General features: G+C 70.6%; 21 protein-coding genes, 1 tRNA gene and 1 pseudogene. 13 read left to right on the plus strand and 10 right to left on the minus strand.

Annotated features, from left to right (window positions below; all coding sequences use genetic code 11):
- Positions 1 to 278: 278 nt before the first annotated feature.
- The 4 genes from IG78_RS0116365 (at position 279) to IG78_RS0116380 (ending at position 3,881) form a co-directional block, all read left to right on the plus strand.
- A complete protein-coding gene (locus IG78_RS0116365) occupies positions 279 to 1,787 on the plus strand; it encodes an MFS transporter (RefSeq protein ID WP_051852694.1) in 1,509 nt (502 codons plus the stop codon).
- Positions 1,788 to 2,010: 223 nt separating this feature from the next.
- Entirely contained in the window at positions 2,011 to 2,649 is a 639-nt protein-coding gene (locus IG78_RS0116370) for a TetR/AcrR family transcriptional regulator (RefSeq protein WP_030563710.1), read from the plus strand.
- Between the two features lie 101 nt (positions 2,650 to 2,750).
- Positions 2,751 to 3,341, plus strand: coding sequence for a TIGR03086 family metal-binding protein (locus IG78_RS0116375; protein WP_030563712.1), 591 nt, complete (start codon positions 2,751 to 2,753; stop codon positions 3,339 to 3,341).
- A 108-nt stretch (positions 3,342 to 3,449) separates the two neighbouring features.
- Complete coding sequence (locus IG78_RS0116380; RefSeq protein ID WP_030563714.1) at positions 3,450 to 3,881, plus strand: membrane protein; 432 nt, start codon at positions 3,450 to 3,452, stop codon at positions 3,879 to 3,881.
- A gap of 449 nt (positions 3,882 to 4,330) precedes the next feature.
- On the opposite strand, the gene IG78_RS0116385 is transcribed toward IG78_RS0116380, so the two are convergent.
- Positions 4,331 to 5,740 carry a cystathionine beta-synthase gene (locus tag IG78_RS0116385; RefSeq protein ID WP_030563716.1) on the minus strand — a complete coding sequence of 470 codons (1,410 nt, stop codon included), beginning with the start codon at positions 5,738 to 5,740 and terminating at the stop codon, positions 4,331 to 4,333.
- Between the two features lie 256 nt (positions 5,741 to 5,996).
- On the opposite strand from IG78_RS0116385, the gene IG78_RS0116390 reads away from it, so the two are divergent.
- From IG78_RS0116390 to IG78_RS0116400, 3 genes are all read left to right on the plus strand, one after another.
- Positions 5,997 to 6,995, plus strand: a complete 999-nt coding sequence (locus tag IG78_RS0116390; RefSeq protein ID WP_030563718.1) for an SGNH/GDSL hydrolase family protein — start codon at positions 5,997 to 5,999, stop codon at positions 6,993 to 6,995.
- 335 nt (positions 6,996 to 7,330) lie between these two features.
- A complete protein-coding gene (locus tag IG78_RS0116395) occupies positions 7,331 to 8,551 on the plus strand; it encodes an acetyl-CoA C-acetyltransferase (protein ID WP_030563720.1) in 1,221 nt (406 codons plus the stop codon).
- A gap of 279 nt (positions 8,552 to 8,830) precedes the next feature.
- On the plus strand, positions 8,831 to 9,655 hold the full coding sequence (locus IG78_RS0116400) for a hypothetical protein (protein WP_030563722.1): 825 nt from the start codon (positions 8,831 to 8,833) through the stop codon (positions 9,653 to 9,655).
- A 39-nt stretch (positions 9,656 to 9,694) separates the two neighbouring features.
- On the opposite strand, the gene IG78_RS0116405 is transcribed toward IG78_RS0116400, so the two are convergent.
- On the minus strand, positions 9,695 to 10,006 hold the full coding sequence (locus IG78_RS0116405) for a hypothetical protein (RefSeq protein WP_030563724.1): 312 nt from the start codon (positions 10,004 to 10,006) through the stop codon (positions 9,695 to 9,697).
- A 101-nt stretch (positions 10,007 to 10,107) separates the two neighbouring features.
- On the opposite strand from IG78_RS0116405, the gene IG78_RS0116410 reads away from it, so the two are divergent.
- Positions 10,108 to 10,338, plus strand: a complete 231-nt coding sequence (locus IG78_RS0116410; protein WP_030563726.1) for a DUF4287 domain-containing protein — start codon at positions 10,108 to 10,110, stop codon at positions 10,336 to 10,338.
- A gap of 120 nt (positions 10,339 to 10,458) precedes the next feature.
- On the opposite strand, the gene IG78_RS0116415 is transcribed toward IG78_RS0116410, so the two are convergent.
- Both IG78_RS0116415 and IG78_RS0116420 read right to left on the minus strand, forming a co-directional pair.
- Positions 10,459 to 11,382, minus strand: a complete 924-nt coding sequence (locus IG78_RS0116415; RefSeq protein ID WP_030563727.1) for a Bax inhibitor-1/YccA family protein — start codon at positions 11,380 to 11,382, stop codon at positions 10,459 to 10,461.
- 138 nt (positions 11,383 to 11,520) lie between these two features.
- Entirely contained in the window at positions 11,521 to 12,726 is a 1,206-nt protein-coding gene (locus IG78_RS0116420; RefSeq protein ID WP_030563729.1) for a 4-hydroxybenzoate 3-monooxygenase, read from the minus strand.
- 205 nt (positions 12,727 to 12,931) lie between these two features.
- On the opposite strand from IG78_RS0116420, the gene IG78_RS0116425 reads away from it, so the two are divergent.
- A complete protein-coding gene (locus IG78_RS0116425; protein ID WP_030563731.1) occupies positions 12,932 to 13,726 on the plus strand; it encodes a VOC family protein in 795 nt (264 codons plus the stop codon).
- A gap of 58 nt (positions 13,727 to 13,784) precedes the next feature.
- Here IG78_RS0116425 and IG78_RS0116430 read toward each other — a convergent pair.
- Positions 13,785 to 13,867: transfer RNA gene (locus tag IG78_RS0116430), tRNA-Leu, on the minus strand.
- 419 nt (positions 13,868 to 14,286) lie between these two features.
- On the opposite strand from IG78_RS0116430, the gene IG78_RS0116435 reads away from it, so the two are divergent.
- Both IG78_RS0116435 and IG78_RS0116440 read left to right on the plus strand, forming a co-directional pair.
- A complete protein-coding gene (locus IG78_RS0116435) occupies positions 14,287 to 15,060 on the plus strand; it encodes an ABC transporter ATP-binding protein (RefSeq protein WP_030563733.1) in 774 nt (257 codons plus the stop codon).
- Positions 15,061 to 15,258: 198 nt separating this feature from the next.
- A complete protein-coding gene (locus IG78_RS0116440; protein WP_030563735.1) occupies positions 15,259 to 17,775 on the plus strand; it encodes an ABC transporter permease in 2,517 nt (838 codons plus the stop codon).
- 107 nt (positions 17,776 to 17,882) lie between these two features.
- Here IG78_RS0116440 and IG78_RS0116445 read toward each other — a convergent pair whose 3' ends face one another.
- Positions 17,883 to 19,250 (minus strand): SAM-dependent methyltransferase, encoded by a 1,368-nt coding sequence (locus tag IG78_RS0116445; protein WP_078965175.1) that lies wholly within the window; start codon positions 19,248 to 19,250, stop codon positions 17,883 to 17,885.
- A gap of 285 nt (positions 19,251 to 19,535) precedes the next feature.
- Positions 19,536 to 20,939, minus strand: a complete 1,404-nt coding sequence (locus IG78_RS0116450; RefSeq protein WP_051852695.1) for an NAD(P)/FAD-dependent oxidoreductase — start codon at positions 20,937 to 20,939, stop codon at positions 19,536 to 19,538.
- A gap of 419 nt (positions 20,940 to 21,358) precedes the next feature.
- Here IG78_RS0116450 and IG78_RS0116455 point away from each other — a divergent pair.
- A pseudogene (locus tag IG78_RS0116455) lies at positions 21,359 to 21,481 on the plus strand (type II toxin-antitoxin system Phd/YefM family antitoxin); the annotation flags it as partial.
- Positions 21,478 to 21,747 carry a type II toxin-antitoxin system RelE family toxin gene (locus tag IG78_RS0116460; RefSeq protein WP_030563743.1) on the plus strand — a complete coding sequence of 90 codons (270 nt, stop codon included), beginning with the start codon at positions 21,478 to 21,480 and terminating at the stop codon, positions 21,745 to 21,747. The pseudogene IG78_RS0116455 and the gene IG78_RS0116460, both read left to right, overlap by 4 nt.
- A 37-nt stretch (positions 21,748 to 21,784) precedes the next feature.
- On the opposite strand, the gene IG78_RS0116465 is transcribed toward IG78_RS0116460, so the two are convergent.
- From IG78_RS0116465 to IG78_RS0116475, 3 genes are all read right to left on the minus strand, one after another.
- A complete protein-coding gene (locus tag IG78_RS0116465) occupies positions 21,785 to 22,738 on the minus strand; it encodes a Ppx/GppA phosphatase family protein (RefSeq protein WP_030563745.1) in 954 nt (317 codons plus the stop codon).
- Between the two features lie 47 nt (positions 22,739 to 22,785).
- A complete protein-coding gene (locus tag IG78_RS0116470; RefSeq protein WP_030563747.1) occupies positions 22,786 to 23,319 on the minus strand; it encodes a DUF501 domain-containing protein in 534 nt (177 codons plus the stop codon).
- Positions 23,320 to 23,467: 148 nt separating this feature from the next.
- Positions 23,468 to 23,947 (minus strand): FtsB family cell division protein, encoded by a 480-nt coding sequence (locus IG78_RS0116475; RefSeq protein WP_030563749.1) that lies wholly within the window; start codon positions 23,945 to 23,947, stop codon positions 23,468 to 23,470.
- Between the last annotated feature and the right edge of the window lie 35 nt (positions 23,948 to 23,982).

A 23,982-nucleotide genomic window follows, 5' to 3' on the forward strand; every position in this document is an offset into this window, starting at 1 on the left:
GGACTTTTCAGATTTCTCGGGCTTATCGCGCTTATCGCGAAGTTCGCTCTCGTTGCGCATCACGTGTGCGGCCTTCCCTTCTCACGTGCGTGCGGGATGGCCGCCCACTCCCACAAGGAGCACGACCGTGCATATTGTTTACCACACTGGAGGGCATATTAATACGACCGGCCGTGCTAATATCTAGCGGATCGCCTACATCGCACACATCGCACCCGCGCCACCACCCGGGCAGCTCACCGCCGACAGCCGCCCCCCAGGAGCGAAGGGTTTCCGACATGCCCCTACCTGTTCAGCCCGCTCCGTCCGCCACGTCCCGTGCGCCCGCGGGCCGGACGGCCCTCCTGGTGAGCCTCTCCGCCGCCGCGATGGTCGTGTCCATGATGCAGACGCTGCTCGTGCCGATCCTGGGTCTGATCCAGACCTCGCTGCACAGCTCGGCCTCCGCCGTGAGCTGGGTCAACACGGCCACACTGCTGTCGGCGGCCGTCTTCACCCCGCTGCTCAGCCGCCTCGGTGACCAACACGGCCGGAAACGCGTCCTCGTGGCGGTGATCGTCGTCCTGCTGGCCGGTTCGCTCCTCGCGGCCCTGACGCAGTCGCTGCCGCTGCTCATCGTGGCCCGTGTGCTCCAGGGCAGCGCCACGGCGATCTTCCCGCTCGCCCTGGCCATCCTGCGCAGGGAGGTCCCCCCGGAACGGCTCGCCGGCGCCATGGCCCTGGTCAGCGGAATGCTCGGGATCGGGAGCGGGCTGGCCCTGGTGCTCTCCGGTCTGCTGACCCAGGGCGCCGACGCCGACTACCGGCGGGTGTTCTGGCTCTCGGTCGGCCTGGCCGCCGTCATCCTGGTCGCGTCGGTGCTCTGGGTGCCCGCGGACCGTGACGGCCCGGGTGGCCGTACCGACCTGCTCGGCGCGCTCACCTTCAGCGCCTCCCTGGCGCTCCTGCTGCTGCCCGTCTCCCAGGGGCGGGAGTGGGGCTGGACGTCGGGCCGGACACTCGGCTGCTTCGCCGCGGCGGTGCTCGCGGCGATCGCCTGGTGGATGGTCGAGAAGCGGGTGCGCGAGCCCATGATCGACCTGCCGACGTTCGTCCTGCGTCCGGTGCTGAGCACCAACGTGGCCGGACTGCTCGTCGGGTTCGTGATGTTCGCCCAGTTCATCGCGCTGTCCTTCCTCGCCCAGATCCCCGCGTCGGTGGCCGGGTACGGGTTCGGCGCCTCCGCGCTGCGGGCCGCGGTCCAGTACCTGCTGCCGGGTACGGCCTTCGCGCTCGTGGCCGCTCCGTTCGGCGGCATCCTCGTCAAGCGCCACGGGCCGCGACTGGTCCTGGGGCTGAGCGGGGTCCTTGGCGCCCTCGGCTCCACCTGGCTGGCCGTGGCCCACGACACGACCGCCTCCGTGATCGCCGCCAGCGCCGTCAACGGCACCGCGATCAGCTTCGCCTACGCGGCGATGCCCGCACTCATCGTCAGCGGGGTCCCGCCGGAGAAGACCGGCATCGCCAACGGCATCAACTCGATCTCCCGCTCCGGCGGCAGCGCGATCGGCAGCGCGGTGATCACGACGCTGATGACGGCCAAGACCCTCGACGGGCTGCCGTCGGGGGTACCCGCCCTGCCCGCCGAGAGCCAGTTCACCCTCACCTTCGTCCTGGGCATCGCGGCCTGGCTCCTGGTCGTCCTGGTCACCGCCGTCGGCCTCCCCCGCGGCTCCACCCCACCGCCCGCGGTCGCCCACCCCTCCGCGAACGGCGGCCGGGCCCGCCTGGACAGGGCGGGCCACTGAAGCCGATGCCGCCGCGTCAGCCGATGCCGCCGCGTCCGGGGTCCGCACCCGCGAAGGGGCAGTGGCGATCTTCCGCCTGGCAGACTGGTAGCCCTGAGCACCGATGAGCCCACCGCCACGCCTCCGTTCGCACGGTGCCGGGGCACGGGCCCCTCCCCGCTCTCACACCAGTCTCGCAGCGTGGTCGCCGACCACACGTCCCTGCACCAGGAGGACGCCCACCATGTCTCGGCCCGACGGCAGAATCGAACGGGGCAACAGGACCCGGCAGTTGGTGCTGCGCCGCACTGTGGACATCGCCTCCGTCGAGGGGCTGGAGGCCCTGTCCACCGGACGCCTCGCCGCCGAACTCGACCTGAGCAAGAGCGGGGTGTTCGCCCTGTTCGGCTCCAAGCAGGAGCTGCAACTGGCCACCGTGCGCGAGGCGGCCCGCATCTTCACCGAGCAGGTCGTACTCCCCGCCCTCGCGAGCCCGCCCGGCGTCGGCCGGGTGTGGCAGCTCTGCGAGCTCTGGCTGGAGTACTCGCGCGGCCGCGTCTTCCCGGGCGGCTGCTTCTTCTACGAGGTCATCGCCGAGTTCGACGCCCGCTCCGGCCCGGTGCACGACGCCGTCGTGCGCTCCCAGCGCGACTGGACGGCCCATGTGGAGGGCACCGTCAAGGAGGCCCGCACCGTCGGCGAACTGCTCCCCGACACGGACGCCGGCCAGCTCGCGTTCGAGCTCGTCGCGTTGATGGAGACGGCCAACATGATCTCCGTACTGCACGATGACGACGACACCGCCTACCGTCGGGCCCGCGCGGGCATCGGAGCGCGGCTGCGCGGCACAGCGGTGGATCCCAGGCTGGTCCCCCCGTCCTGAAGAGGCCGTCACCCCAGTCCTGAGACGTCGGATATGGGCCAACCTGAGAAAACCGACGAACTAACTGTGCACGACCGTTCGGATAGTTTTATACTCGGCTCATGACAACAACCGGAACGGACTTCGTCGAGCTCGATCGGATCGCCGTCCTCGAAGCCGTGCGCGTCGTGGATCTGGCGAAGGACGACGACTGGCAGCGGGACACCCCCTGTGCGGGCTGGGACCTGCGCAGGCTCGTGGCACACATGGCCGCACAGCACCGCGGTTTCGCGGCAGCCGCACACGGCGCGGGACAGGAGGCCTCCCACTGGCGCGAACCGCAGGACATGGGCGAACCGGCCCGGGTGCACCTGGAAGCCGCGACGGAAGTTCTGGACGCCTTCGCCGAACCGGGCGTCACGGAGCGGGAGTTCGTCCTGCCGGATCTCGGCCGGACCTTCCCCGGTCTCCAGGCGATCGCCTTCCACTTCATCGACTACGTGGTGCACGCCTGGGACGTCGCGGTCACGCTCGGGGTGGACCTGCGACTGAGCGACGAGGTCCGGGGTGCCGCCCTGGCGGTCGCCCGCCTGGTACCGGCGGACCCTGAGTACCGCGCACCGGGCTCCGCCTTCGGCCCCGCCCTCGCGGTGCCGGACGGCTCCGCGCCCTTGGAGGAGGCGCTGCGGCTGCTGGGCCGGTCACCGAGGTGACGATCCCCGTGGAACCGCCCTGACCTGGGGGTGTGGGGTTCGGCCCAGGCCATAATGGGGGGTTAGCCCCAGTGTCGGGCGGGGCGGGGGCTGCGTACCGTACGGTCTATGGAAGCCCCTCATGACGCCGAACTCAAGAAGGAACTCGACGCCGCCTTGCACGCGCGCAAGGACCTCGGCGAAGAGTACGAGTCCGCTCTGGTCGACTCCTTCCTGGAAAAGGTCGAGCAGCGCCTGGACGGCACGATCGACCGGCGCATGCGCCGGCATATGGCGGAGCAACAGATGGTCGTGGCGCGTGGTGCCCGCACTCCCGACAGCGGGGTGGATTCCTGGGGCGAGCGGTTCGGCTTCGGGATCGTCTCGCTGATCCTCGCGATTCCGCTGTCCGCGATCGGTGTGGTCAACGCGGGGCTCTCGGGTCTGTTCGTCACCTGGTTCGGCATCGTCGGCGTCAACGCGGTGCATGCCGCGCGGGGCGCGGGAATCCTCTCCCTCCTCCGCCCCTCCAACCGCAAACCCTCCACCTGGGACGACTGACCCGACCTCGCCGCTCTCTCCCCCGCTCACCATCACCGCCCCTCCGGGCCTCCGGAGCGGCCGCCGGGCGGCGGGGGGCCGCAGTCCCGGAGGGCAGGCGCGGGGACCGCCGACACCTGCGGAGGGGAACCCCCGGAGGGCGGGACGGCGGCGGTCCCCGCGAGGGGCGCGGGCCGGGTCAGGGCCGGGCATCCGCGTCCAGGGCGCCGAGGGAGGTCCGGGAGCCGCTCCGGAAGTTCCCGACGCCGACACCCACAACGCTCCCAGGCGAGTGTTAAGCAGGCGCTGCGCGGACGTGTCACCTTCGTACCGCTTCCGCGAAGTTCCCCTTCCGGGGACTCCGGCCTCCGCCAGGTTCCCTTACGGGGCCCCACCTCCGCCAAGCCCCCCGTACAGGAAGTCCCACTCCCGGGAGTTCCCCCGCACCCGCCCCGGGGGCCAACGCAGCGTCAGCGCCCCGCCTGCGGGGCCCCTCCCTGCTGCGCGGCCAGGAACGCCAGCAGGTCCTGACGGCTCACCACCCCGGTGGGCTTGCCCTCGACCAGGACGATCGCCGCGTCGGCGCCGCCGAGCACGGACATCAGGTCCCCCACGGGCTCCCCGGAGCCGACCTGCGGCAGCGGGTCGGACATGTGCTTCTCCAGGGGGTCGCCGAGCGAGGCCCGCTGGGTGAAGAGGGCGTCGAGCAGCTCCCGCTCCACGACGGAGCCGATGACCTCGGCGGCCATGACGTCGGGGTGCCCGGCGCCCGGCTTCACGATGGGCATCTGCGAGACGCCGTACTCCCGAAGGACCTCGATGGCCTCGCCGACGGTCTCCTCGGGGTGCATGTGGACCAGGGAAGGCAGCTCGCCACCCTCCTTGCGGCGCAGCACGTCACCGACGCGCGGCTGGTCACCGGCCTCCTCCAGGAAGCCGTAGTCGTTCATCCACTCGTCGCTGAAGATCTTGCTCATGTAGCCGCGGCCGGAGTCCGGCAGCAGGACGACGACCACGTCGTCGGGCCCGAGCCCCTCGGCCACCCGCAGCGCCGCGACGACCGCCATGCCGCAGGACCCGCCGACGAGCAGCCCCTCCTCCTTGGCGAGGCGGCGGGTCATCTGGAAGGAGTCCTTGTCCGAGACCGCGACGATGTCGTCCGTGATGTTCCGGTCGTAGGCCGTCGGCCAGAAGTCCTCACCGACGCCCTCGACGAGGTACGGCCGTCCGGACCCCCCGGAGTACACCGACCCCTCCGGGTCGGCCCCGACGACGGTGACCTTGCCGCCGGAGATCTCCTTCAGATACCCGCCGGTCCCGGAGATCGTGCCACCGGTGCCGATACCGGTGACGAAGTGGGTGATCCGGCCCTCCGTCTGCGCCCACAGCTCGGGGCCGGTGGAGTGATAGTGCGACAAGGGGTTGTTGGGGTTGGAGTACTGATCCGGCTTCCAGGCGTCGGGGATCTCCCGTACGAGCCGGTCGGAGACGTTGTAGTACGAGTCCGGGTGCTCGGGGTCGACGGCGGTCGGACAGACGACCACCTCGGCGCCGTACGCGCGCAGCACATTGATCTTGTCCGTGGACACCTTGTCCGGGCAGACGAAGACGCACTTGTAGCCCTTCTGCTGGGCCACGATGGCAAGGCCGACGCCGGTGTTGCCGCTGGTCGGCTCGACGATCGTGCCGCCGGGGACGAGCGCGCCGCTCTCCTCGGCGGCTTCGATCATGCGCAGCGCGATGCGGTCCTTCACGGAGCCGCCCGGGTTGAAGTACTCGACCTTGGCAAGGACCGTGGCCTTGAGGCCCTTGGTCACGTTGTTGAGCCGCACCAGCGGGGTGTTGCCGACGAGGCTGATCATCGAGTCGTGGAAATGCACCGTTGTCTCCGTGTCTCCGGGCTGCGATGTCGTGGATGTCCCGGGAAGGGACGTCGTACGAGATATATGGGTGCGGTCAGACTACGGCTCCATCTCGTCGGTTCACCTCCCGTTGCGATTGGCCGCCCCGTCCGACGGGGCAATGAGTGGGTGTACGGGGTGTACGCCGGATGTGCGCCCGCTTGTACGGCTCAGGACGACGATGTACGGCTCAGGACGACTTTGCTGAGGTGACCACGGGGTGTCGAGGGCGAGGGTGGCGCGGCGCATCGCCGCGGGTGCGGCGTACGGCGGCGGAAGCATCGGGCTGCTCGGCGCGGCCACGGTAGGGCTCGTCCTCGCCGAGGTGCAGTTGGCCAAGCGGTCGGTCGGGAACGGCGGTTTCGGGGCGCCGCCACGGGCGGACGGGCGCTACGGCGCGCCGCTCGCGGACCGCTCGGACGGCGGCGAGCCGCTGCGGTTCGCGGTGCTCGGCGACTCCACGGCCGCGGGGCAGGGCGTGCGCCGGGTCCAGCAGACCCCGGCGGCGCTGCTCGCCTCCGGGCTCGCCGCGGTGGCGGAGCGGCCGGTGGACGTGCGGGTGGTGGCGCAGCCCGGGGCGATGTCGGACGACCTGGAGCGGCAGGTGTCGTTGGTCCTGTCCGACGAGACAGGCTGGGTGCCCGATGTGTGCGTGGTGATGATCGGGGCGAACGACGTCACGCACCGGATGCCCCCGACACGGTCGGTGCGGATGCTGTCCGCGGCGGTGCGCAGGCTGCGGACCGCGGGGGCGGAGGTGGTGGTAGGGACGTGTCCCGACCTCGGCACCATCGAGCCCGTCTACCAGCCGCTGCGATGGCTCGCCCGGCGCGTTTCGCGGCAGCTCGCCGCCGCCCAGACGATCGGCGTGGTGGAGCAGGGCGGCCGTACGGTGTCGCTCGGCGACCTGCTCGCGCCGGAGTTCCTGGCGAACCCCCGGGAGTTGTTCGGACCCGACAACTACCACCCCTCAGCGGAGGGGTACGCCACCGCGGCGATGGCCCTGCTGCCCACGCTGTGCGCGGCGCTCGGCCTGTGGCCGGAAGAGGATCGTCCGGATGTCTCCCGGCGCGAGGGGTTCCTGCCCGTGGCCCGGGCGGCGGCCCAGGCGGCGGCGGAGGGCGGCACGGAGGTCACCGGCGCCATGCCCACGGGCCCCAGGGGGCCGTGGGCCCTGCTCAAGCGCCGCCGCCGGCGGCGCATCCAGGAGCCGGACCGGGCACCGATCATCTGAGCCGGGCCCTGCGCAGCGCCGTCGGCCACCGTGCCCGTGCCCCCCTCAAGGGGCGCGGGGAACTGCGCGCTCAGCCAGAGCAGACCCGCAGACGCATCTGCCGAGCGAGCACGCAGACGCGTCTGCGGCTTTTCGCGCGCTGAGCGCGCGGTTCCCCGCGCCCCTTGGGGGGCACGGACCCCGGGCAGAGAGCCCCGCCCCCCCCCGGCCCTGAGCATCCGCTTAGAAATGCGGCCCGCGTCACAGCTCCCACCCGGTGACCGACGCCGTTACGGGCAGGTAACTTCCAGGGAGTCCCGCCCTGCCGAGGGCGCCCCCGCCAGTAGGAGCCCGTGATGCCCGAAGCCGTGATCGTCTCCGCCGCCCGTTCCCCCATCGGCCGTGCGGGCAAGGGCTCCCTGAAGGAGCTGCGCCCGGACGACCTGACCGCCACGATCATCCAGGCCGCCCTGGCCAAGGTGCCGGAGCTCGACCCGAAGGACATCGACGACCTGATGCTCGGCTGCGGCCTGCCCGGCGGCGAGCAGGGCCACAACCTCGGCCGGATCGTGGCCGTGCAGATGGGCATGGACCACCTGCCCGGCTGCACCGTCACGCGCTACTGCTCCTCGTCGCTGCAGACGTCCCGCATGGCCCTGCACGCCATCAAGGCGGGCGAGGGCGATGTCTTCATCTCGGCCGGCGTCGAGATGGTCTCGCGCTTCGGCAAGGGTTCGAGCGACGGCCTGCCCGACACCCACAACCCCCTGTTCGCCGACGCCGAGGCCCGCACCGTCGCCGTCGCCGGGTCCGAGGGCGCCGACTGGCACGACCCGCGTGAGGACGGCCTGCTGCCCGACCCGTACATCGCGATGGGCCAGACCGCCGAGAACCTCGCCCGCCTGAAGGGCATCACCCGCCAGGACATGGACGAGTTCGGCGTCCGCTCGCAGAACCTCGCCGAGGAAGCCCTGAAGAACGGCTTCTGGGAGCGCGAGATCACCCCGGTCACCACCCCCGACGGCACCGTCGTCAGCAAGGACGACGGCCCCCGCGCGGGCGTCACGATGGAGGGCGTCGCGGGCCTCAAGCCCGTCTTCCGCCCCGACGGCCTGGTCACGGCGGGCAACTGCTGCCCCCTCAACGACGGCGCGGCCGCCCTGGTGATCATGAGCGACACCAAGGCCCGCGAGCTCGGCCTGACCCCGCTGGCCCGGATCGTCTCGACCGGTGTCTCGGGGCTCTCCCCGGAGATCATGGGATACGGCCCGGTCGAGGCCAGCAAGCAGGCCCTGAAGCGCGCCGGACTCACCATCGACGACATCGACCTCGCCGAGATCAACGAGGCCTTCGCCGCCCAGGTGATCCCCTCCTACCGGGACCTCGGCATCCCGCTGGAGAAGCTGAACGTCAACGGCGGCGCCATCGCCGTCGGCCACCCCTTCGGCATGACCGGCGCCCGCATCACGGGCACGCTGATCAACGGCCTCCAGTTCCACGACAAGCAGTTCGGCCTGGAGACGATGTGCGTCGGCGGAGGTCAGGGCATGGCGATGGTCATCGAGCGCCTGAGCTGACCCGGCCAGTGCCCCACCCGGCACCCTGAGTGGCCGCCCGTCTCACACCTCGGGACACCGCGGCCGCTCAGGCCCCGCCACTCATTCGTGACCCAATCTCCCCCAGGATGTGACAATCCCCAGGATGCCGTGCGTTTGGCCAGGTCAGCATGGTCCGGCGGGTAAACACCAGGCCGAAAGTCCTGTCCGGTTCGTGACGTAATGCACTGACAGCGGGATGGTGCAGGCTTCAAGCTGATGTAGGAAGTCGGGGGTCGACTTGAAACCGGGAGTACGTCAGTGAGCGCCACGCATCTTGCCTTGCTGCTCTCCGCGGCCGCTGCCACGGCCGCGGGCGCCGCCGCCCTGCACTCCGTGCGGGGCCTGCGGAAGCAGATCACCGACCTGCGCACCGAACTCGCCGAGAGCCGGGGCGTGGCCGCCGGTCGCGCCTCCGTACCCGCCGCCCGCACCGCGGTGGACACCGAGGAGATACGCACGGCGGTCGCCGAGGCCCTCGCCGAGGAGCGGGAGCGCGAGCTCGCCGAGGCGCGCGCGTTCTGGGCCGCCCAGGAGGCGCGGGACATCGCCGACACGCCCTCGCTCCTGAGCGGGCTGCCCGACGGCATGGCGGACGAACTGTTCCTGCCGCGCCAGGCGGATCTCGCGGGCCTCGAGTCCGAGAGCCTGGAGCCGGTCGTCGAGCCGTTCACCGACCAGGGCGGCGCCCTGGACGAGTTCGCCACGGACTCCCCGGAGCTGGCCGCCGCCCGCCGCCGCCACCCCTCCCACCCCGACTTCGTCCCCGTGCAGTCCACCGGGCACGGCGACCACGAGCGCACCGTGGCCTGCCTGGAGGAGCTCGCCGACGCCCGCACCGCGCTCGCCGACGTCCGCCCGGGCCCGCTCGGCACCCTGGACGTCTACGTCTTCACGGACGGCACCACGCTGTGCATGACCCCCGGCCACCGCGAGACCGCGGAGCTGCTCGCCGCCGCCCTGCGCGACGGCAAGGCGCCGGTCCTGCTCGGCGGCTCCGGCATCTCGGGCGCGTACGCCCTGACGTTCGCGTGCGGAAGCGAGAACATCTACATACTGGCGGACCGAGTCATCGCCTCTGTTTAGTGCGCCTAAACCGGCGCCGCTCTCGCGGACGCGCGCCGGTCAGACCCCGGCCCGCCCCACCGCCTCCTCCACCAGGCGCACCGCCTCCGCGAGATCGCTCTCGTCGCGCAGTACGACCGCCAAGTCCCGCCCCGCGACGGTGATCTGGTCGGCGGCGGCGAACATGCCCGCGTCGGGCATCCGGTGCGGTTCCGCTGCCGGGTCCTCCCGCTCCTGCGCACGCACCGCCAGATCCCTGGCGAGCGCCAGCGCCGCGGCCGCCGCGCCGCGCTGAAGGCGGGACTGCGGGGCGGCGCGCAGCCGGTCCGCGAAACGGTCAACTGCCGTGATCAAAGGCGTCGTATCGAGCACTGTGCGACCCTACGCGCCGAGCCGGGACTGTTGCCAATACCCGAACGCTCAGGCACGGTGTCGTGAAGGACGGACCACATCGAACGCGTCCGGAGGCGCCGATGTCCCAAGTCTTCTCCCAGGAGACCCACCGCAATCTGCTCGCTCGCATCCCCCATTGCACAGGTCGAGAAGTGTCGGACTGGCTCCGCACCGTCGACGAGGGCCCCTCTCTCTTCCGCTTCGAGGAGAAGGTGAGCTGGCTCCGCGGCGAACACGACCTCGCGTACGGCCACGCCAAAGCGATCATCCACGAGTACGACCTCCGTCGTGCCGCACGCAAGCTGCTCTGACCCCGACCCCCGTTCCCCCGCAGAGATCCAGACATACCCCAGCGACGGCGAAGGGCCCGCGGAATGGATTCCGCGGGCCCTTCGGCCGTGCTCGGGACGTCAGCCGCCCGGGGGCGGCCGTCAGTCGTTGCCCTGCAGGATCGCGATGATCCGCAGGAACTCCATGTAGATCCACACCAGCGTCATCGTGAGACCGAAGGCGGCGAGCCAGGCCTCCTCGCGCGGGGCGCCGTACGCGATGCCGTCCTCGACCTGCTTGAAGTCCAGGGCCAGGAAGCAGGCACCGAGCAGAATGCCGATGACGCCGAACATGATGCCGAGGCCACCGCTGCGGAAGCCGAGACCGTCACCGCCGCCGAAGGCCGCGAACAGCAGGTTCACGCCCATCAGCAGGATGAAGCCGAGGGCGGCCGCCATCACGAAGCCGTAGAAACGGCGGTTGACGCGGATCCAGCCCGCCTTGTACGCCACGAGGACGCCGAGGAAGACGGCCATCGTGCCGAGCACCGCCTGCATGGCCGCGCCGCTCGCGATGCGGTTGTCGACGACGCTGGAGACGACACCGAGGAAGACACCCTCAAGGGCGGCATACGCCAGGATCAGCGGCGGCGACGCCTTGCGCTTGAAGGCCTGCACGAAGCCGAGGATCATCGCGATCAGACCGGCGCCGATCGCGATGCCGTACGACTTGCTGATGTTGGCGTCGTCCACCGGGAGCAGTGCCCAGGCGAGCGCCGCCGTCACGACGAGCGTGCCGAGCGTGGTGGCCGTACGCATGACGACGTCGTCCATCGTCATACGGCCGGTGGTCACCGGGGTCTGCGGCGGGGCGCCCTGCAGGTCCTGCTGGGCGTACGGGTTGTTGGCGTAGGGGTTGGTGGGGGCCTGCTGGCCCGCGCCCGCGTACGGGTTGCCCTGCGCGTACGGATTGGCCTGCTGCGTCCCGACGGCGGCTCCCCCGGCCTGCGGCTGCGCGTTGAAGCCCGCATAGCCGTTGTCGCGGCTGAACCCCCGTCGCGAGAAGACCGGGTTACTGCTCCTCATCTCACTCCTCCATGGCCACCGTGCGTGGCTTTGGTACAAGAGTAATGGGCTGGCAAAGATCCGGCCCTAGTGCTCAGGGAGGATCTTTCCCCATCTGTGGAAATAACGCGCGCCGCGGCCCCTGTGTTCCTCCCCGGCTCAGGCGTCGCAGCGGAACGGAACCCCGGTGTAGCCCTCGGCCAGATCGGTCTCGGCCGCCCGGCAGGTGGCGATCCGGTCGAGGCGAGCACGGCGGAGGCGGTCGTCGAAGGGGCTCGCGTCGGGGTCGCGGTGCAACAGGTCCGTCATCGCGTACGAGAAGTGCTCGGCCTGCCAGACGCGGCGCAGACAGTCCGCCGAGTAGGCGTCGATCCCCGCCGGGTCGCCCGTGTCACGGTGCGTGACGATGGCGCGGGCGAGGGTGACGACGTCGCCGACGGCGAGGTTGAGGCCCTTGGCGCCCGTGGGCGGCACGATGTGGGCGGCGTCCCCGGCGAGGAAGAGCCGGCCGTGCCGCATCGGCTCGTGTACGTAGGAGCGCATCGGGGTGACGGCTTTAGCCGTGATCGCCCCGCGCGCGAGCCGCCGCCCGCCGTCGGTCTCCACCCGCCGGTCCAGCTCGTCCCAGATGTCCGCGTCGCTCCAGGAGGCGGCGTCGGTGCCCGGGGGCACCTGAAGGTAGAGGCGGGAGATGGGTGCGCCGGCGGCCCCGCTGCCCGGTGGGCGCATGCTCAACAGGGCGAAGCCGCGGTCGTGGCGGGCGTACACCAGCTCGTGGTGCGAGGGCGGCGCGTCGGCGAGGACCCCCAGCCAGGCGTAGGGCCACGCGCGCTCGTAGGTCCGGGTGAGCGCGGGCGGCACCGCGGCGCGCGAGACCCCCCAGTAGCCGTCGCACCCGGCGACGTAGGAGCATTCCAGGACCTCCTCGCGGCCCCCGTGGCGGTAGCGCACCCGGGGCCGGTCGGTGTCGGCGTCCTCGACGGCCAGGGCCCGGGCGCCGAAGAGCAGTGGGCCGCCGGTGCGGAACCGGAGGGCGATCAGGTCCTTGCACACCTCGGTCTGGGCGTAGGCGAGCACCGAGCGGCCGCCGGTGAGCGAGGGGAGGTCGACACGGTGCCTGCGCCGGTCGAAGCGCAGCTCGATGCCGGTGTGCCGCAGGCCCTCACGGTCCATGCGGGCCCCCGCACCGGCCGCGCGCAGGGCGTCCGCCGTCCCCTGCTCCAGGATCCCGGCGCGCTGGCGCCGCTCCACGTGGGCGCGGTCGCGGCTCTCCAGGACGACGGACTCGATGCCCGCTCCGTCCAGGAGACGGGCGAGCAGCAGACCCGCGGGCCCGGCTCCGATGATCGCGACAGTCGTCCGCATTCAGGGGAGTGTCGAGCCGCTCCGGCCGGGTGTCAACGGGGCGCCCGCACGCGCGGGCGCGGTTGTCAGTGGCTGCTGCCATGCTGAGAAAGGCGCACGAACACCAGGGTCCGGGCGCCGAGCCCGGGCCCGGCACGGACCTCGGCCCGCCCTCGCCACGGCGCGGCGGACCCGGCCGCCGACCTTTGAAGGGCAGGGCAGGACCATGCTTTCCACCGACTTCGTCCCGGGCGTTCCGAACTGGCTGGACCTGGGTGCTCCGGACGCCGATGCCGCGGTGTCCTTCTACACCGCTGTCTTCGGCTGGCACTACCAGTCGGCCGGACCTGACGGCGGGTACGGCTTCTTCCTCCAGGACGACAAGACCGTGGCCGGGATCGGCCCGCTGACCGAGGAGGGCGCGTCCGCCGCCTGGACGCTGTACTTCCACACGGCGGACGCGGACGCCACCGCCAAGTCCGTCGAGCAGGCGGGCGGCAGCGTCCGGATGCCGCCGGACGATGTGTTCGGCTTCGGCCGCATGGGCCAGTTCACCGACCCGGCGGGCGCGGACTTCGCCGTCTGGCAGCCCGCCGACATCAAGGGCGTACAGCTCGTGAGCGCACCCAACTCACTGACCTGGACCGAGCTGTACACCACGGATGCCGACGCAGCGAAGGCGTTCTACCACGCGGTGTTCTCCTGGCAGTTCACGGACGTCCGGATGAGCCCCGAGCTGACGTACACCGTGCTGACCCCGGCGGGCGGCGGCGAGGAGCACAGCCACGGCGGTCTCCTCACGCTGCCCGAGGAGAATCTGGCGGAGGGCTCGCGGCCGGAGTGGCATCCCTACTTCGAGGTGGCCGACTGCGACGCGGTGTACGTGCGGGCCGTGGAGGCCGGGGGCGCCGCGCTCATTCCGCCCTCCGACGCCGAGGGCATCGGCCGGTTCGCCATGCTGACGGACCCGTGGGGCGCACCCTTCGCGATCATCAAGAGCGCCGTTCCCGAAGGGAGTTGAGCCGCCATTGGTTGAATGGTCGATGAACGGCTCGTACGGGGAAACAGGGCGGCGGAGGTGCCCGGAACCGGACTTGAACCGGTACGCCCGCTAGGGGCAGCGAGGTTTAAGCTCGCCGTGTCTGCATTCCACCATCCGGGCAGGCCGTGGGCTCCGCATCAAGGCTTCGACCCTATCGGGAGGCATCCCCCGAACAGCGGAACAACAGCCCGACGTTGTCTTATTTTATTGACGTCTGAGGGTGCATCAGCACCTGGTACGCGCCGGTGGTACTTGCCATGGGCCTTGCGGGCCGGGCCCCTCGCAGGTGAGGGAATTGACGGGATTTAGCCGTCCCGGGCGAGACGTCCGCGCCCGGGGGGAAGCTCGGGGCAGGCGGTGGGGCAGGGGGCTGCCCCCTACTTCGCGTAGGGCGCCACCTCATCCCCAGGTATGACATGGCCCCACCGAGTCCGACCCGAGTCGCCCCCAGAACCGGAACAGCGGCTGACTCCACGGGGCTCTTTCACGGCGACGATGGAGTACGTCCCCACTCGTCGTCCCGACAGGAGCACCGTCCCGTGACCACCACCACTTCCTTCGCCGCCCGGGCCACCACCGTGGCCGCGCGTGCCACGGATCTGTCCAAGGTCTACGGTCAGGGTGAGACCCAGGTCGTCGCGCTCGACCAGGTCTCCGTCGACTTCGGACAGGGCGAGTTCACCGCGATCATGGGTCCCTCCGGCTCCGGCAAGTCCACCCTGATGCACTGTGTGGCGGGCCTGGACAGCTTCAGCGGCGGCTCCGTGCGCATCGGCGAGACCGAGCTGTCCAGCCTCAAGGACAAGCAGCTCACCAAGCTCCGCCGGGACAAGATCGGCTTCATCTTCCAGGCGTTCAACCTGCTGCCGACGCTGACCGCCCTGGAGAACATCACGCTGCCCATGGACATCGCGGGCCGCAAGCCCGACAAGCAGTGGCTGGAGCAGGTCATCTCCATGGTGGGCCTCGCGGACCGCCTCTCGCACCGGCCCACCGAGCTGTCCGGCGGCCAGCAGCAGCGCGTCGCCGTGGCCCGCGCGCTCGCGTCGCGGCCTGAGATCATCTTCGGTGACGAGCCGACCGGGAACCTGGACTCGCGCTCGGGCGCCGAGGTCCTCGGCTTCCTGCGCAACTCGGTGCGTGAGCTGGGCCAGACCGTCGTGATGGTCACCCACGACCCGGTGGCCGCCTCGTACGCGGACCGCGTGATCTTCCTCGCCGACGGGCGGATCGTGGACGAGATGCACCAGCCTACGGCTGAGGGGGTTCTTGATCGGATGAAGGACTTCGACGCGAAGGGCCGGACCAGCTAGCGCTGGTCGGCCCCGTTGTGGGCGGCTCCCCCCTGCGCCGCTACGGCTAATCGGCAGCCCCCCTGCGCCGCTTCGGCTGAGCACCTCCCGGGTCCACCGGGTCGGTTGTGGCTGGTCGCGCAGTTCCCCGCGCCCCTTTGGGGCGCCTTCACCCGGGCCCACTAGATCTCGCCCGACCCTCACCCTGGACTGACACCCATGTTCCGTACCGCCTTGCGCAATGTGCTTGCGCACAAGGCCAGGTTGTTGATGACCGTGCTCGCCGTCATGCTCGGCGTCGCGTTCGTCTCCGGCACTCTGGTCTTCACCGATACCTTCGGCTCCGCCTACAAGAACAAGTCGGCCAAGAGCTTCGACCACGTCTCGGTCGCCATCAAGCCGGACGGCGGCTCCGACGACGGCGAGGGCAAGCGGCCGCCGCTGACGGACGGGCTGCTCGCCAAGGCCAAGAAGCTGCCCGGCGCCGAGTCCGCGCTCGGCAGCGTCTCCGGCTTCACCGCGCTCGCCGACAAGGACGGCAAGCTGGTCGGCGGCGAGTGGGGCACCACCGGCGCCAACTTCTTCCCGGGCAAGGACGGCAAGGACCCGCGCTACGACTTCACCGACGGCGCCGCCCCCAAGTCGCCCCGCGACATCGCCCTGGACAGCCGCACCGCCGACCGCACGGGCTACAAGGTGGGCGACACGGTCCGCTACTCCACCGACGGACCGGTGCACACCGCCAAGGTCAGCGGCGTCTTCGACACCGACGACGGCAGCGTGATCGCGGGCGGCAGCCTGGTCGTGTTCGACAACGACACGGCGCGCAAGGCCCTCGGCAAGAAGAACATGGCGTACGACGAGATCGACGTGAAGGCCGCCGCTGGCACCTCGGAGGGCGCCCTGAAGGCGTCCGTCGAGAAGATCCTGCCCAAGGACGCCGAGGCGGAGACCGGTGCCGCGCTCAAGGACGAGCAGGACCGCATGATCGAGCAGAACACCAGCTCGATGAGCCAGGTGCTGCTGATCTTCGCCGGTATCGCCCTGTTCGTCGGCATCTTCATCATCGCCAACACCTTCACGATGCTGGTCGCCCAGCGCACCAAGGAACTCGCCCTGATGCGCGCCGTCGGCGCCTCCCGCCGTCAGGTCACCCGCTCCGTGCTCATCGAGGCGTTCATCGTCGGCCTGATCGCCGCCGTCGCGGGCTTCGCGCTCGGCATCGGCGTGGCCGTCGGCCTGGAGTCCCTGATGAACGCGGGCGGCGCCTCGCTGCCCGACGGGCCCCTCGTCATCGGCCCGACGACGATCGTCACGGCGCTGCTCATCGGCGTGGTCGTGACCATGCTCGCCGCCTGGCTGCCAGGGCGCAGGGCCGCGAAGATCCCGCCGGTCGCCGCGATGAACAGCGTGCACGCCTCGCCCACGACGCGCGGCCTGGTCGTCCGCAACACCATCGGCTCGCTGATCGTGGCCCTCGGCGTGGGCATGATGTTCATGAAGGACAACTACGTGAAGTCCGGGGGCGCCGCGGTGATCCTCGTCGGCGTCATCGTCCTGACGCCGCTGCTCTCCCGCCCCTTCATCGCCGCCGCGGGACCGCTCCTGAAGCCGTTCGGCGTCACCGGCAAGCTGGCCCGTCTGAACTCGGTCCGCAACCCGCGCCGCACCGCGTCCACCGCCTCGGCCCTGATGATCGGTCTGACCCTCATCACCGCCATGACCGTCGTCGCCGTCTCCATGGGCAACGCCATCAACAAGATGGCGACCGACTCCCTGAAGGCCGACTACGCCCTGTCCATGGCGAACTTCCAGCCGCTGACCCCCAAGGTCCACGACAAGCTGGCGCGACTGCCCGAGGTCGAGGCCAGCTCCGCGATGCGCACCGAGGACGGCGAGGCCGACGGCAGCTCCACCCAGATCACCGGCGTCGACCCGAAGTCCTTCGCCAAGCTCGTCGGCCTCGACTTCACCAGCGGCTCCATGGCCGGCCTGAAGGGCAAGGCGGCCCTGATCGACAAGGAACTCGCCGACGACCAGGGCATCAAGACCGGTGACACCGTCCCGGTGAAGTTCGACGACGACGACAGGACCGAGCGGCTGAAGGTCGTCGGCGTCTACCAGCAGAACGAGATGATCAACGGTCTGTTCACGCCGACCGCCAACGTCACTCCGCACATGTCGAAGGTCGTCGACCAGCAGGTCCTCCTGAAGATGAAGGGCGGCACCTCCGAGAAGGCCGAGGACGCCGTCGTGAAGGCGCTCGGCGACAATCCCGCCATCAAGATCCAGGACAAGGCCGACATCAGCAACGAGGTCGGCGGCGCCATCAACATGCTCCTGAACATGCTGTACGGCCTGCTCGCCATGGCGATCCTCGTCGCCGTCCTCGGTGTCATCAACACCCTGGCGATGTCCGTCTTCGAGCGGAAGCACGAGATCGGCATGCTCCGCGCGATCGGCCTGGACCGCGCGAAGATCAAGCAGATGGTGCGTCTTGAGTCGGTCGTCATCTCGCTGTTCGGCGCGGTGCTCGGCGTCGGGCTCGGCCTCTTCCTCGGGTGGATCGCCGGTAACAGCATCTCCGGCACCGTGAAGACGTACACGATGGAGGTCCCCGTGGGCCGGATCGTGATCTTCCTCGCCATCGCGGCGGTGGTCGGTGTGCTGGCCGCCGTTTGGCCCGCGCGGAGCGCGGCTCGGCTCAATCCTTTGCAGGCCATCAAGTCCGAGTGACGCTTGCGCTGGGCTGAGCGGGGGTCCCGGGGTGCTGGTGCGTCCCGGGGCCCCCTTCTTATGGGGCTGCGCCCCTTGCCCCCCTGTCGCCGCTTCGCGGCTCGTCCTCAAACGCCGGACGGGCTGGAATTGTCGCCGTACGGGCTGGAATTCGGCCGGTGTGGGCTCGGCTGTGTGCGTTCGGTCCATACGCGGGGGCGCAGTGGCAGGCCCGAGGATCCGGATTCCGGGGTGCGGATCGCCAGGATCTGGTTGACGCCTATGCGGTTGTGTTCGAAGGCCAGGGCGCAGGCGGCCATGTAGAGGCGCCAGATGCGGGCGCGGCCGGGGCCGGTGAGGCGGATGCCCTCGGGCCAGTGGGCCTCCAGGTTGGCGACCCAGTGGCGCAGGGTGTGGGCGTAGTGCTCGCGGATGGACTCCACGTCGCGGACCTCGAAGCCCGCGCGTTCCAGGAGGCCGACGGTGGTGCCGAGGGGGGCGAGTTCGCCGTCGGGGAATACGTAGGCGTCGATGAACTCGTCGACCGTGTACGCGGACTCGTCGGCCTGCGGGCGGCGCGCGATCTGGTGGTTCAGGAGGCGCCCGCCGGGCTTCAGGAGGGCGTACAGGTCACCCGCGTACTCCAGGTACCGCTCGGAGCCGACGTGTTCGGCCATGCCGATGGAGGAGATCGCGTCGTAGGGGCCGTCCCGCACGTCGCGGTAGTCCTGTACGCGGATCTCGACGCGGTCGGTGAGCCCTTCCTGGGCGACGCGCTTCCTGGCGTACGCCGCCTGCTCCTGGGAGAGCGTGACGCCGACCACGCTCACGCCGTGCTCGCGGGCGGCGTGCACGGCCATGGAACCCCAGCCGCAGCCGACGTCGAGCAGCCGCATGCCGGGACGCAGGCCCAGCTTGCGGGCGATGAGTTCGAGCTTGTCGCGCTGTGCGTCCTCCAGGGTCGAGTCCGGGGACTCCCAGTACGCGCACGAGTAGACCATCGACGGGCCGAGGACCAGCTCGTAGAAGTCGTTGCCGACGTCGTAGTGGTGGCTGACGGCCTTCTTGTCGCTGCCCCTGGTGTGCCGGTGCAGCCTGCTCTGCCTGCGCATCTCCTCGCGGGGCGCGGGCGGCGGCACGAAGGGCGCGGCGAGCCGCAGCAGGGACCGGGCCGCAGCTCTGACCTGCGGGTCGCGCAGGCTGTCGGGGAGGCTCCTGGCGTCCTCGTCGCGCTCCCAGATGTACTCGGCGAGCAGGTCGAGCACCGCGTACAGATCGCCGTCGACATCGATGTCCCCCGCCACCCATGCCCGTGCGAGACCCAGCTCCCCCGGCTTCCACAGCAGTCGGCGCAGGGCGCGGCGATGGCGGACGACGAGGGTGGGCGCGCCGGGCGGGCCGGTCTCAGAACCGTCCCAGGCGCGGACTCGAATGGGCAGCTCGGCTCCCGTGAGCTGCTCGGCGAGATTCTTCAGCCGCAGTGCGGCATCCTGCATGGCGCACACCTCCGTGATCACATCCCGGAACGGAACGATCCGACACCACGTAAACACCAACGACCGGCGTGCGCAGTCCCGTTGTCCCGTCATGAATGGGCAAAATACATGTAGTGAGCACCAAGAGGGTGGGGGAAACGCAGAAAGGGCCCCCGCACCACGGATGGCGGGGGCCCTTTCGGTGTACTGCGGGTACTGCGGGTATTGCCGGTACTGCGGGTGGTGCAGGTACTGCGGGTGGTGCTGCGGCTCAGGCCGCCAGGAGGCCTTGGTCAGGACACCTGGTCAGGAGGCCTTGGCCTTCGCGCCGGTCTTCTCCTCGGCCGGAGCGGCCTTGGCGGCGGCGGGCTTCGGGGCCGGCTTCGCGGCCTCGTAGAACTCCTCGCGCGGAGTCTCCATCGCGCCGAGGGAGACGACCTCGCGCTTGAGGAACATGCCGAGCGTCCAGTCCGCGAAGACGCGGATCTTGCGGTTGAACGTCGGCATCGCCATGCCGTGGTACGCGCGGTGCATGTACCAGGCGAGACGGCCCTTGAGCTTGATCTTCATCTTGCCCATGACGATCATCGCGACGCCCTTGTGCAGGCCGAGGCCCGCGACCGCGCCCTTGTTGGCGTGGCTGTACTCCTTCTGCGGGAAGCCCCGCATGCCGGAGATCACGTTGTCGCCGAGGACCTTGGCCTGGCGCAGCGCGTGCTGGGCGTTGGGCGGGCACCAGGCGTTCTCGTTGCCCGCCTTGCGGCCGACGAGGTCCGGGACCTGGGCGTTGTCGCCCGCGGCCCAGATGTAGTCCGTGCCCTGCACCTGAAGCGTCGTCTGGGTGTCCACGTGGCCGCGGGGACCGAGCGGCAGACCGAAGCGCGTGAGGGCCGGGTTCGGCTTGACGCCCGCGGTCCACACGATGGTGTTGGAGTCGACCTCGAGGCCGTTGTTCAGGACCACGTGGCCGTCCACGCAGGAGTCCATGCCGGTCTTGAGGTAGACCTCGACGCCACGGCCCTCCAGGTGCTCCTTGCCGTAGGCACCGAGCTTGGGACCGACCTCGGGGAGGATCTTGTCGGCGACGTCGACGAGGACGAAGCGCATGTCCTCGCGCTTGACGCTCTTGTAGTACTTGGCCGCGTCGCGGGCCATGTCCTCGACCTCACCGATGGTCTCGGCACCGGCGAAGCCACCGCCGACGAAGACGAAGGTCAGCGCCTTGCGGCGGACGTCCTCGTCCGTCGTGGAGTCGGCCTTGTCGAGCTGCTCAAGCACGTGGTTGCGCAGGCCGATGGCCTCCTCGATGCCCTTCATACCGATGCCCTGCTCGGCGAGGCCGGGGATCGGGAAGGTGCGGGAGACCGCGCCCATCGCGATGACCAGGTAGTCGAAGGGCAGCTCGTACGCCTCGCCGACGAGCGGCGCGATCGTGGCGACCTTGCGGTCCTGGTCGATGGTGGTGACCCGGCCGGTGAGGACTTCCGCCTTGGGCAGCACGCGTCGCAGCGGGACGACGACGTGCCGAGGCGAGATGCTGCCGGCCGCGGCTTCGGGGAGGAAGGGCTGGTACGTCATGTACGAGCGCGGGTCGACAACCGTGACGGTCGCCTCTCCGTAGCGCATCTTCTTCAGAATGCGTCGAGCTGCGTACAGGCCTACGTACCCACCGCCTACTACGAGGATCCTGGGACGCTCCGTGGTGCTCATGCCATCGAGTATCCACCCCCTCGGCGGGGGTCGCTCGTGCGCCCCTTCACAAGCATGGGCGGGGCCTCTGCTACACTTCGCCGCCCACGTGACGGAGGTCATGGCGCCCCGGGGGAACCACGGTGCCTCACGAGTCGTTGTCAACCCCTCGTGAGCTGCCGCTCCTGGCTCCCGGCCCCGGTGGACCAGCCCCCTGTTCATACGCCGGTAACGCGCCATGAACGTTCGACGGACCCACCCCGCACGGGCCTGATCGCTCCCGGGCGGCCCCAAGTCAGTAAAACCGCGCCCAACTGGGCCGATTTCCTTGTGAAGAACTTCACGAACTTTCCCGCCGGGGGGTGCCCGAGGGGTCTTCCACCCCGCCTTTCGGCCGCTCAAACGTCCTGCGCGGTGCTCAGCCGATGGGCCGCTTCAGGGAAGCGGCCGACGTGCTGTTGGCGCGTGAGGCCGAAGCGGTCCTGGCAGCGGGCGGCGCCACCGTGACGATGGCGGAACTGCTGGCGGACCTGTTCACCGAGCAGGACGGCGAGGCGGCGTGAAGTACGCCTTTCGGTTCACCGCGGCGGCGCAACGGCAACTCAGGGCGATCAGTCGGCCCGACGCCATGCGCATCCTGGCCGCGCTGACCGCACTCGGCGACGACCCCTACCGCCAGGATGCCGACGTCAAGAAACTCACCGGCCCGTCGGGGCTCTACCGGCTCCGGGTCGGAAGCCACCGGGTCGCCTACCAGATCAATGACGGTGAACTCGTCATCCTCGTCGTCAAGGTGGGCGACCGGCGGGACGGCTACCGCAACCTGTGACACCCCGCCCGACACCGGCGCCGCCGGGCACCGCCCCTCAACGCGCCTCGCTCGCCGTGAAATGAGCGATCCCGTCAAGGATGTCGTGCTCGCTCACCACGACCTCGCCGGCACCCGTCCGCTCCATGATCGCGAGGAGTACCAGGGCGCCCGCGGTGATCACGTCGACGCGGCCCGGGTGCATCACGGGGATCGCCGCGCGCTCGGCGTGCGTGGAGCGCGCCAAGCGGTCGGCGATCTCCGCCACCCGCTCGTAGGGGATGCGGGAGTGGTGGATCGCGGCCGAGTCGTAGGCGTCGAGGCCGAGTGCGATCCCGGCCACCGTGGTGACCGAACCCGCGAGGCCCACCAGGGTGCGGGCCTCGCGCAGGGGGACCGTCCGCTCCGCGAGGTCGAGCGCCGCCTCCACGTCCGCGCGGATGGCGGCGATCTGCGCCGCGGTGGGCGGGTCGGCGACGACGCCGTCGTGCACGAGGTGCCGCTCGGTCATCCGCACGCAGCCGACGTCCACGGAGCGGGCGGCGCGCGCGTGGTCGTCGCCGACGACGAACTCCGTGGAGCCGCCGCCGATGTCCACCACGAGATACGGGCGCGGCAGGTCGGCGCGGCCCGTGAGCTCCTTCGTCGCGCCGGTGAAGGAGAACTCGGCCTCCTGGTCGCCGCTGATCACCTCCGGTTCGACGCCGAGGATGTCGAGGACCCCGCGTACGAAATCGTCGCGGTTCTCGGCGTCCCGGGAGGCGGAGGTGGCGACGAAGCTGAGGCGTTCCGCGCCGTGCTCCTTGATGACGGCCGCGTAGTCGCGGCAGGCCGCGAAGGTGCGCTCCAGGGCCTCGGGGGCGAGGCGGCCCGTCTTGTCGACGCCCTGTCCGAGGCGCACGATCTGCATGCGGCGGTCGAGGTCGACGAGTTCACCGGTCGCCGGGTCGGCGTCCGCCACCAGCAGACGGATCGAGTTGGTGCCACAGTCGATGGCGGCCACGCGGGTCATCGTTCTCCTTGTCGTCACTGTGCTCGGCACCGCGGGCGGGCGTCGGCCTATCGGTCCCCGGCACCCGGGGCGGTGCTCACGCACGGGCCCTTGCGCCACCACTCCGGGAGCATGGCGATGGCCTCGTCGCCGAGGGGGTTCACGCCGGGGCCCGCGGCCAGGGAGTGGGCGACCAGGACGTGCAGGCACTTCACGCGGTCGGGCATGCCCCCGGCCGAGGGGAAGTTCTCCAGGACCTCGATGGCGTCGCGGCGCGCGAGATAGTCCTCGTGCGCGGCCCGGTAGGCGGCGGCGAGTTCGGGGTCCGTCGCCAGACGCTCCGTCATCTCCTTCATGACGCCGTTGGCTTCCAGGGTGCCGATCGCCGACGCGGCCCGCGGGCAGCTCAGGTAGTACGTCGTCGGGAACGGCGTGCCGTCGGGCAGCCGCGGCGCCGTCTCGACCACGTCCGGGTTGCCGCAGGGGCAGCGGTGCGCGATGGCGCGAAGGCCGCGCGGCGGGCGCCCGAGCTGCTCCTGGAACGCGGCGATGTCTGCGTCCGTCGGCACGGTGGACTCGGTCTGGGGCGGGGGCGTTTCCATGCCTGTCTTTCGGTTCGTTCGGTGCGGTTTGTTCGATGCGGTCTGTTCGGTGCCGCCGATGCGGTTCGTTCGGTGCTGCTTCGGCGCGCTGCCGTTGGTTCGGTGCCGCCGATGCGGTTCGTTCCGTGCTGCTTCGGCCCGCGACGGGTCACTCGGCCCGGTCGGCCTTGTCGACGCCCTCCAGGACGTTGGCGTACCAGGGGCGGTCGGCCGCGCCGTCGTCGCCCCGGTGGTCGTCGTCGGCCGCGGGGTCGATGACGGTGAACCCGGTCTCACCCGGCAGTACGTAGTGCAGCCGGTCCCGGATGCGCTGCTCGGCGTACGCGTCGTCCTGCCAGCGGGCCTTCTCGTCGCGAAGGCGCTCGACGTTGTCCCGGTGCTCGGCCTGCTTCTGCCGCTGCTCGGCGATCTCGGTGCGCTGCGACACGTACTGCCGCATCGGATACGCGAGCGCCACCACCAGCGTGCAGACGACGAGGACGAGCAGCGCGGCCCGGCCGGTCAGCCGGGAGCGGCGCGCCTGGCGCTTGGTCTGCGAGCGGTAGACGCGCTCGGCCGTCTGCTCGCCGAACAGCCGCAGCCGGGTCGCCGTGGAGAACCGGTCCTTGTCCCGGACTTTCCCGGCCATGTGTCTCGCCTCCCCAGTACGCGCGTACGTCCCCG

Origin of the sequence: Streptomyces aureocirculatus (genome assembly GCF_000720475.1) — a bacterium.
Classification (GTDB): Bacteria; Actinomycetota; Actinomycetes; order Streptomycetales; family Streptomycetaceae; genus Streptomyces; species Streptomyces aureocirculatus.

Coding starts and splice junctions, on each gene's coding strand:
- IG78_RS0116425 (WP_030563731.1), top strand. CDS start 12,932: ATGCTTTCCACCGACTTCGTCCCGGGCGTTCCGAACTGGCTGGACCTG.
- IG78_RS0116370 (WP_030563710.1), top strand. CDS start 2,011: ATGTCTCGGCCCGACGGCAGAATCGAACGGGGCAACAGGACCCGGCAG.
- IG78_RS0116375 (WP_030563712.1), top strand. CDS start 2,751: ATGACAACAACCGGAACGGACTTCGTCGAGCTCGATCGGATCGCCGTC.
- IG78_RS0116395 (WP_030563720.1), top strand. CDS start 7,331: ATGCCCGAAGCCGTGATCGTCTCCGCCGCCCGTTCCCCCATCGGCCGT.
- IG78_RS0116445 (WP_078965175.1), bottom strand. CDS start 19,250: ATGCAGGATGCCGCACTGCGGCTGAAGAATCTCGCCGAGCAGCTCACG.
- IG78_RS0116420 (WP_030563729.1), bottom strand. CDS start 12,726: ATGCGGACGACTGTCGCGATCATCGGAGCCGGGCCCGCGGGTCTGCTG.
- IG78_RS0116410 (WP_030563726.1), top strand. CDS start 10,108: ATGTCCCAAGTCTTCTCCCAGGAGACCCACCGCAATCTGCTCGCTCGC.
- IG78_RS0116450 (WP_051852695.1), bottom strand. CDS start 20,939: ATGAGCACCACGGAGCGTCCCAGGATCCTCGTAGTAGGCGGTGGGTAC.
- IG78_RS0116465 (WP_030563745.1), bottom strand. CDS start 22,738: ATGACCCGCGTGGCCGCCATCGACTGTGGCACCAACTCGATCCGTCTG.
- IG78_RS0116475 (WP_030563749.1), bottom strand. CDS start 23,947: ATGGCCGGGAAAGTCCGGGACAAGGACCGGTTCTCCACGGCGACCCGG.
- IG78_RS0116440 (WP_030563735.1), top strand. CDS start 15,259: ATGTTCCGTACCGCCTTGCGCAATGTGCTTGCGCACAAGGCCAGGTTG.
- IG78_RS0116415 (WP_030563727.1), bottom strand. CDS start 11,382: ATGAGGAGCAGTAACCCGGTCTTCTCGCGACGGGGGTTCAGCCGCGAC.
- IG78_RS0116470 (WP_030563747.1), bottom strand. CDS start 23,319: ATGGAAACGCCCCCGCCCCAGACCGAGTCCACCGTGCCGACGGACGCA.
- IG78_RS0116380 (WP_030563714.1), top strand. CDS start 3,450: ATGGAAGCCCCTCATGACGCCGAACTCAAGAAGGAACTCGACGCCGCC.
- IG78_RS0116365 (WP_051852694.1), top strand. CDS start 279: ATGCCCCTACCTGTTCAGCCCGCTCCGTCCGCCACGTCCCGTGCGCCC.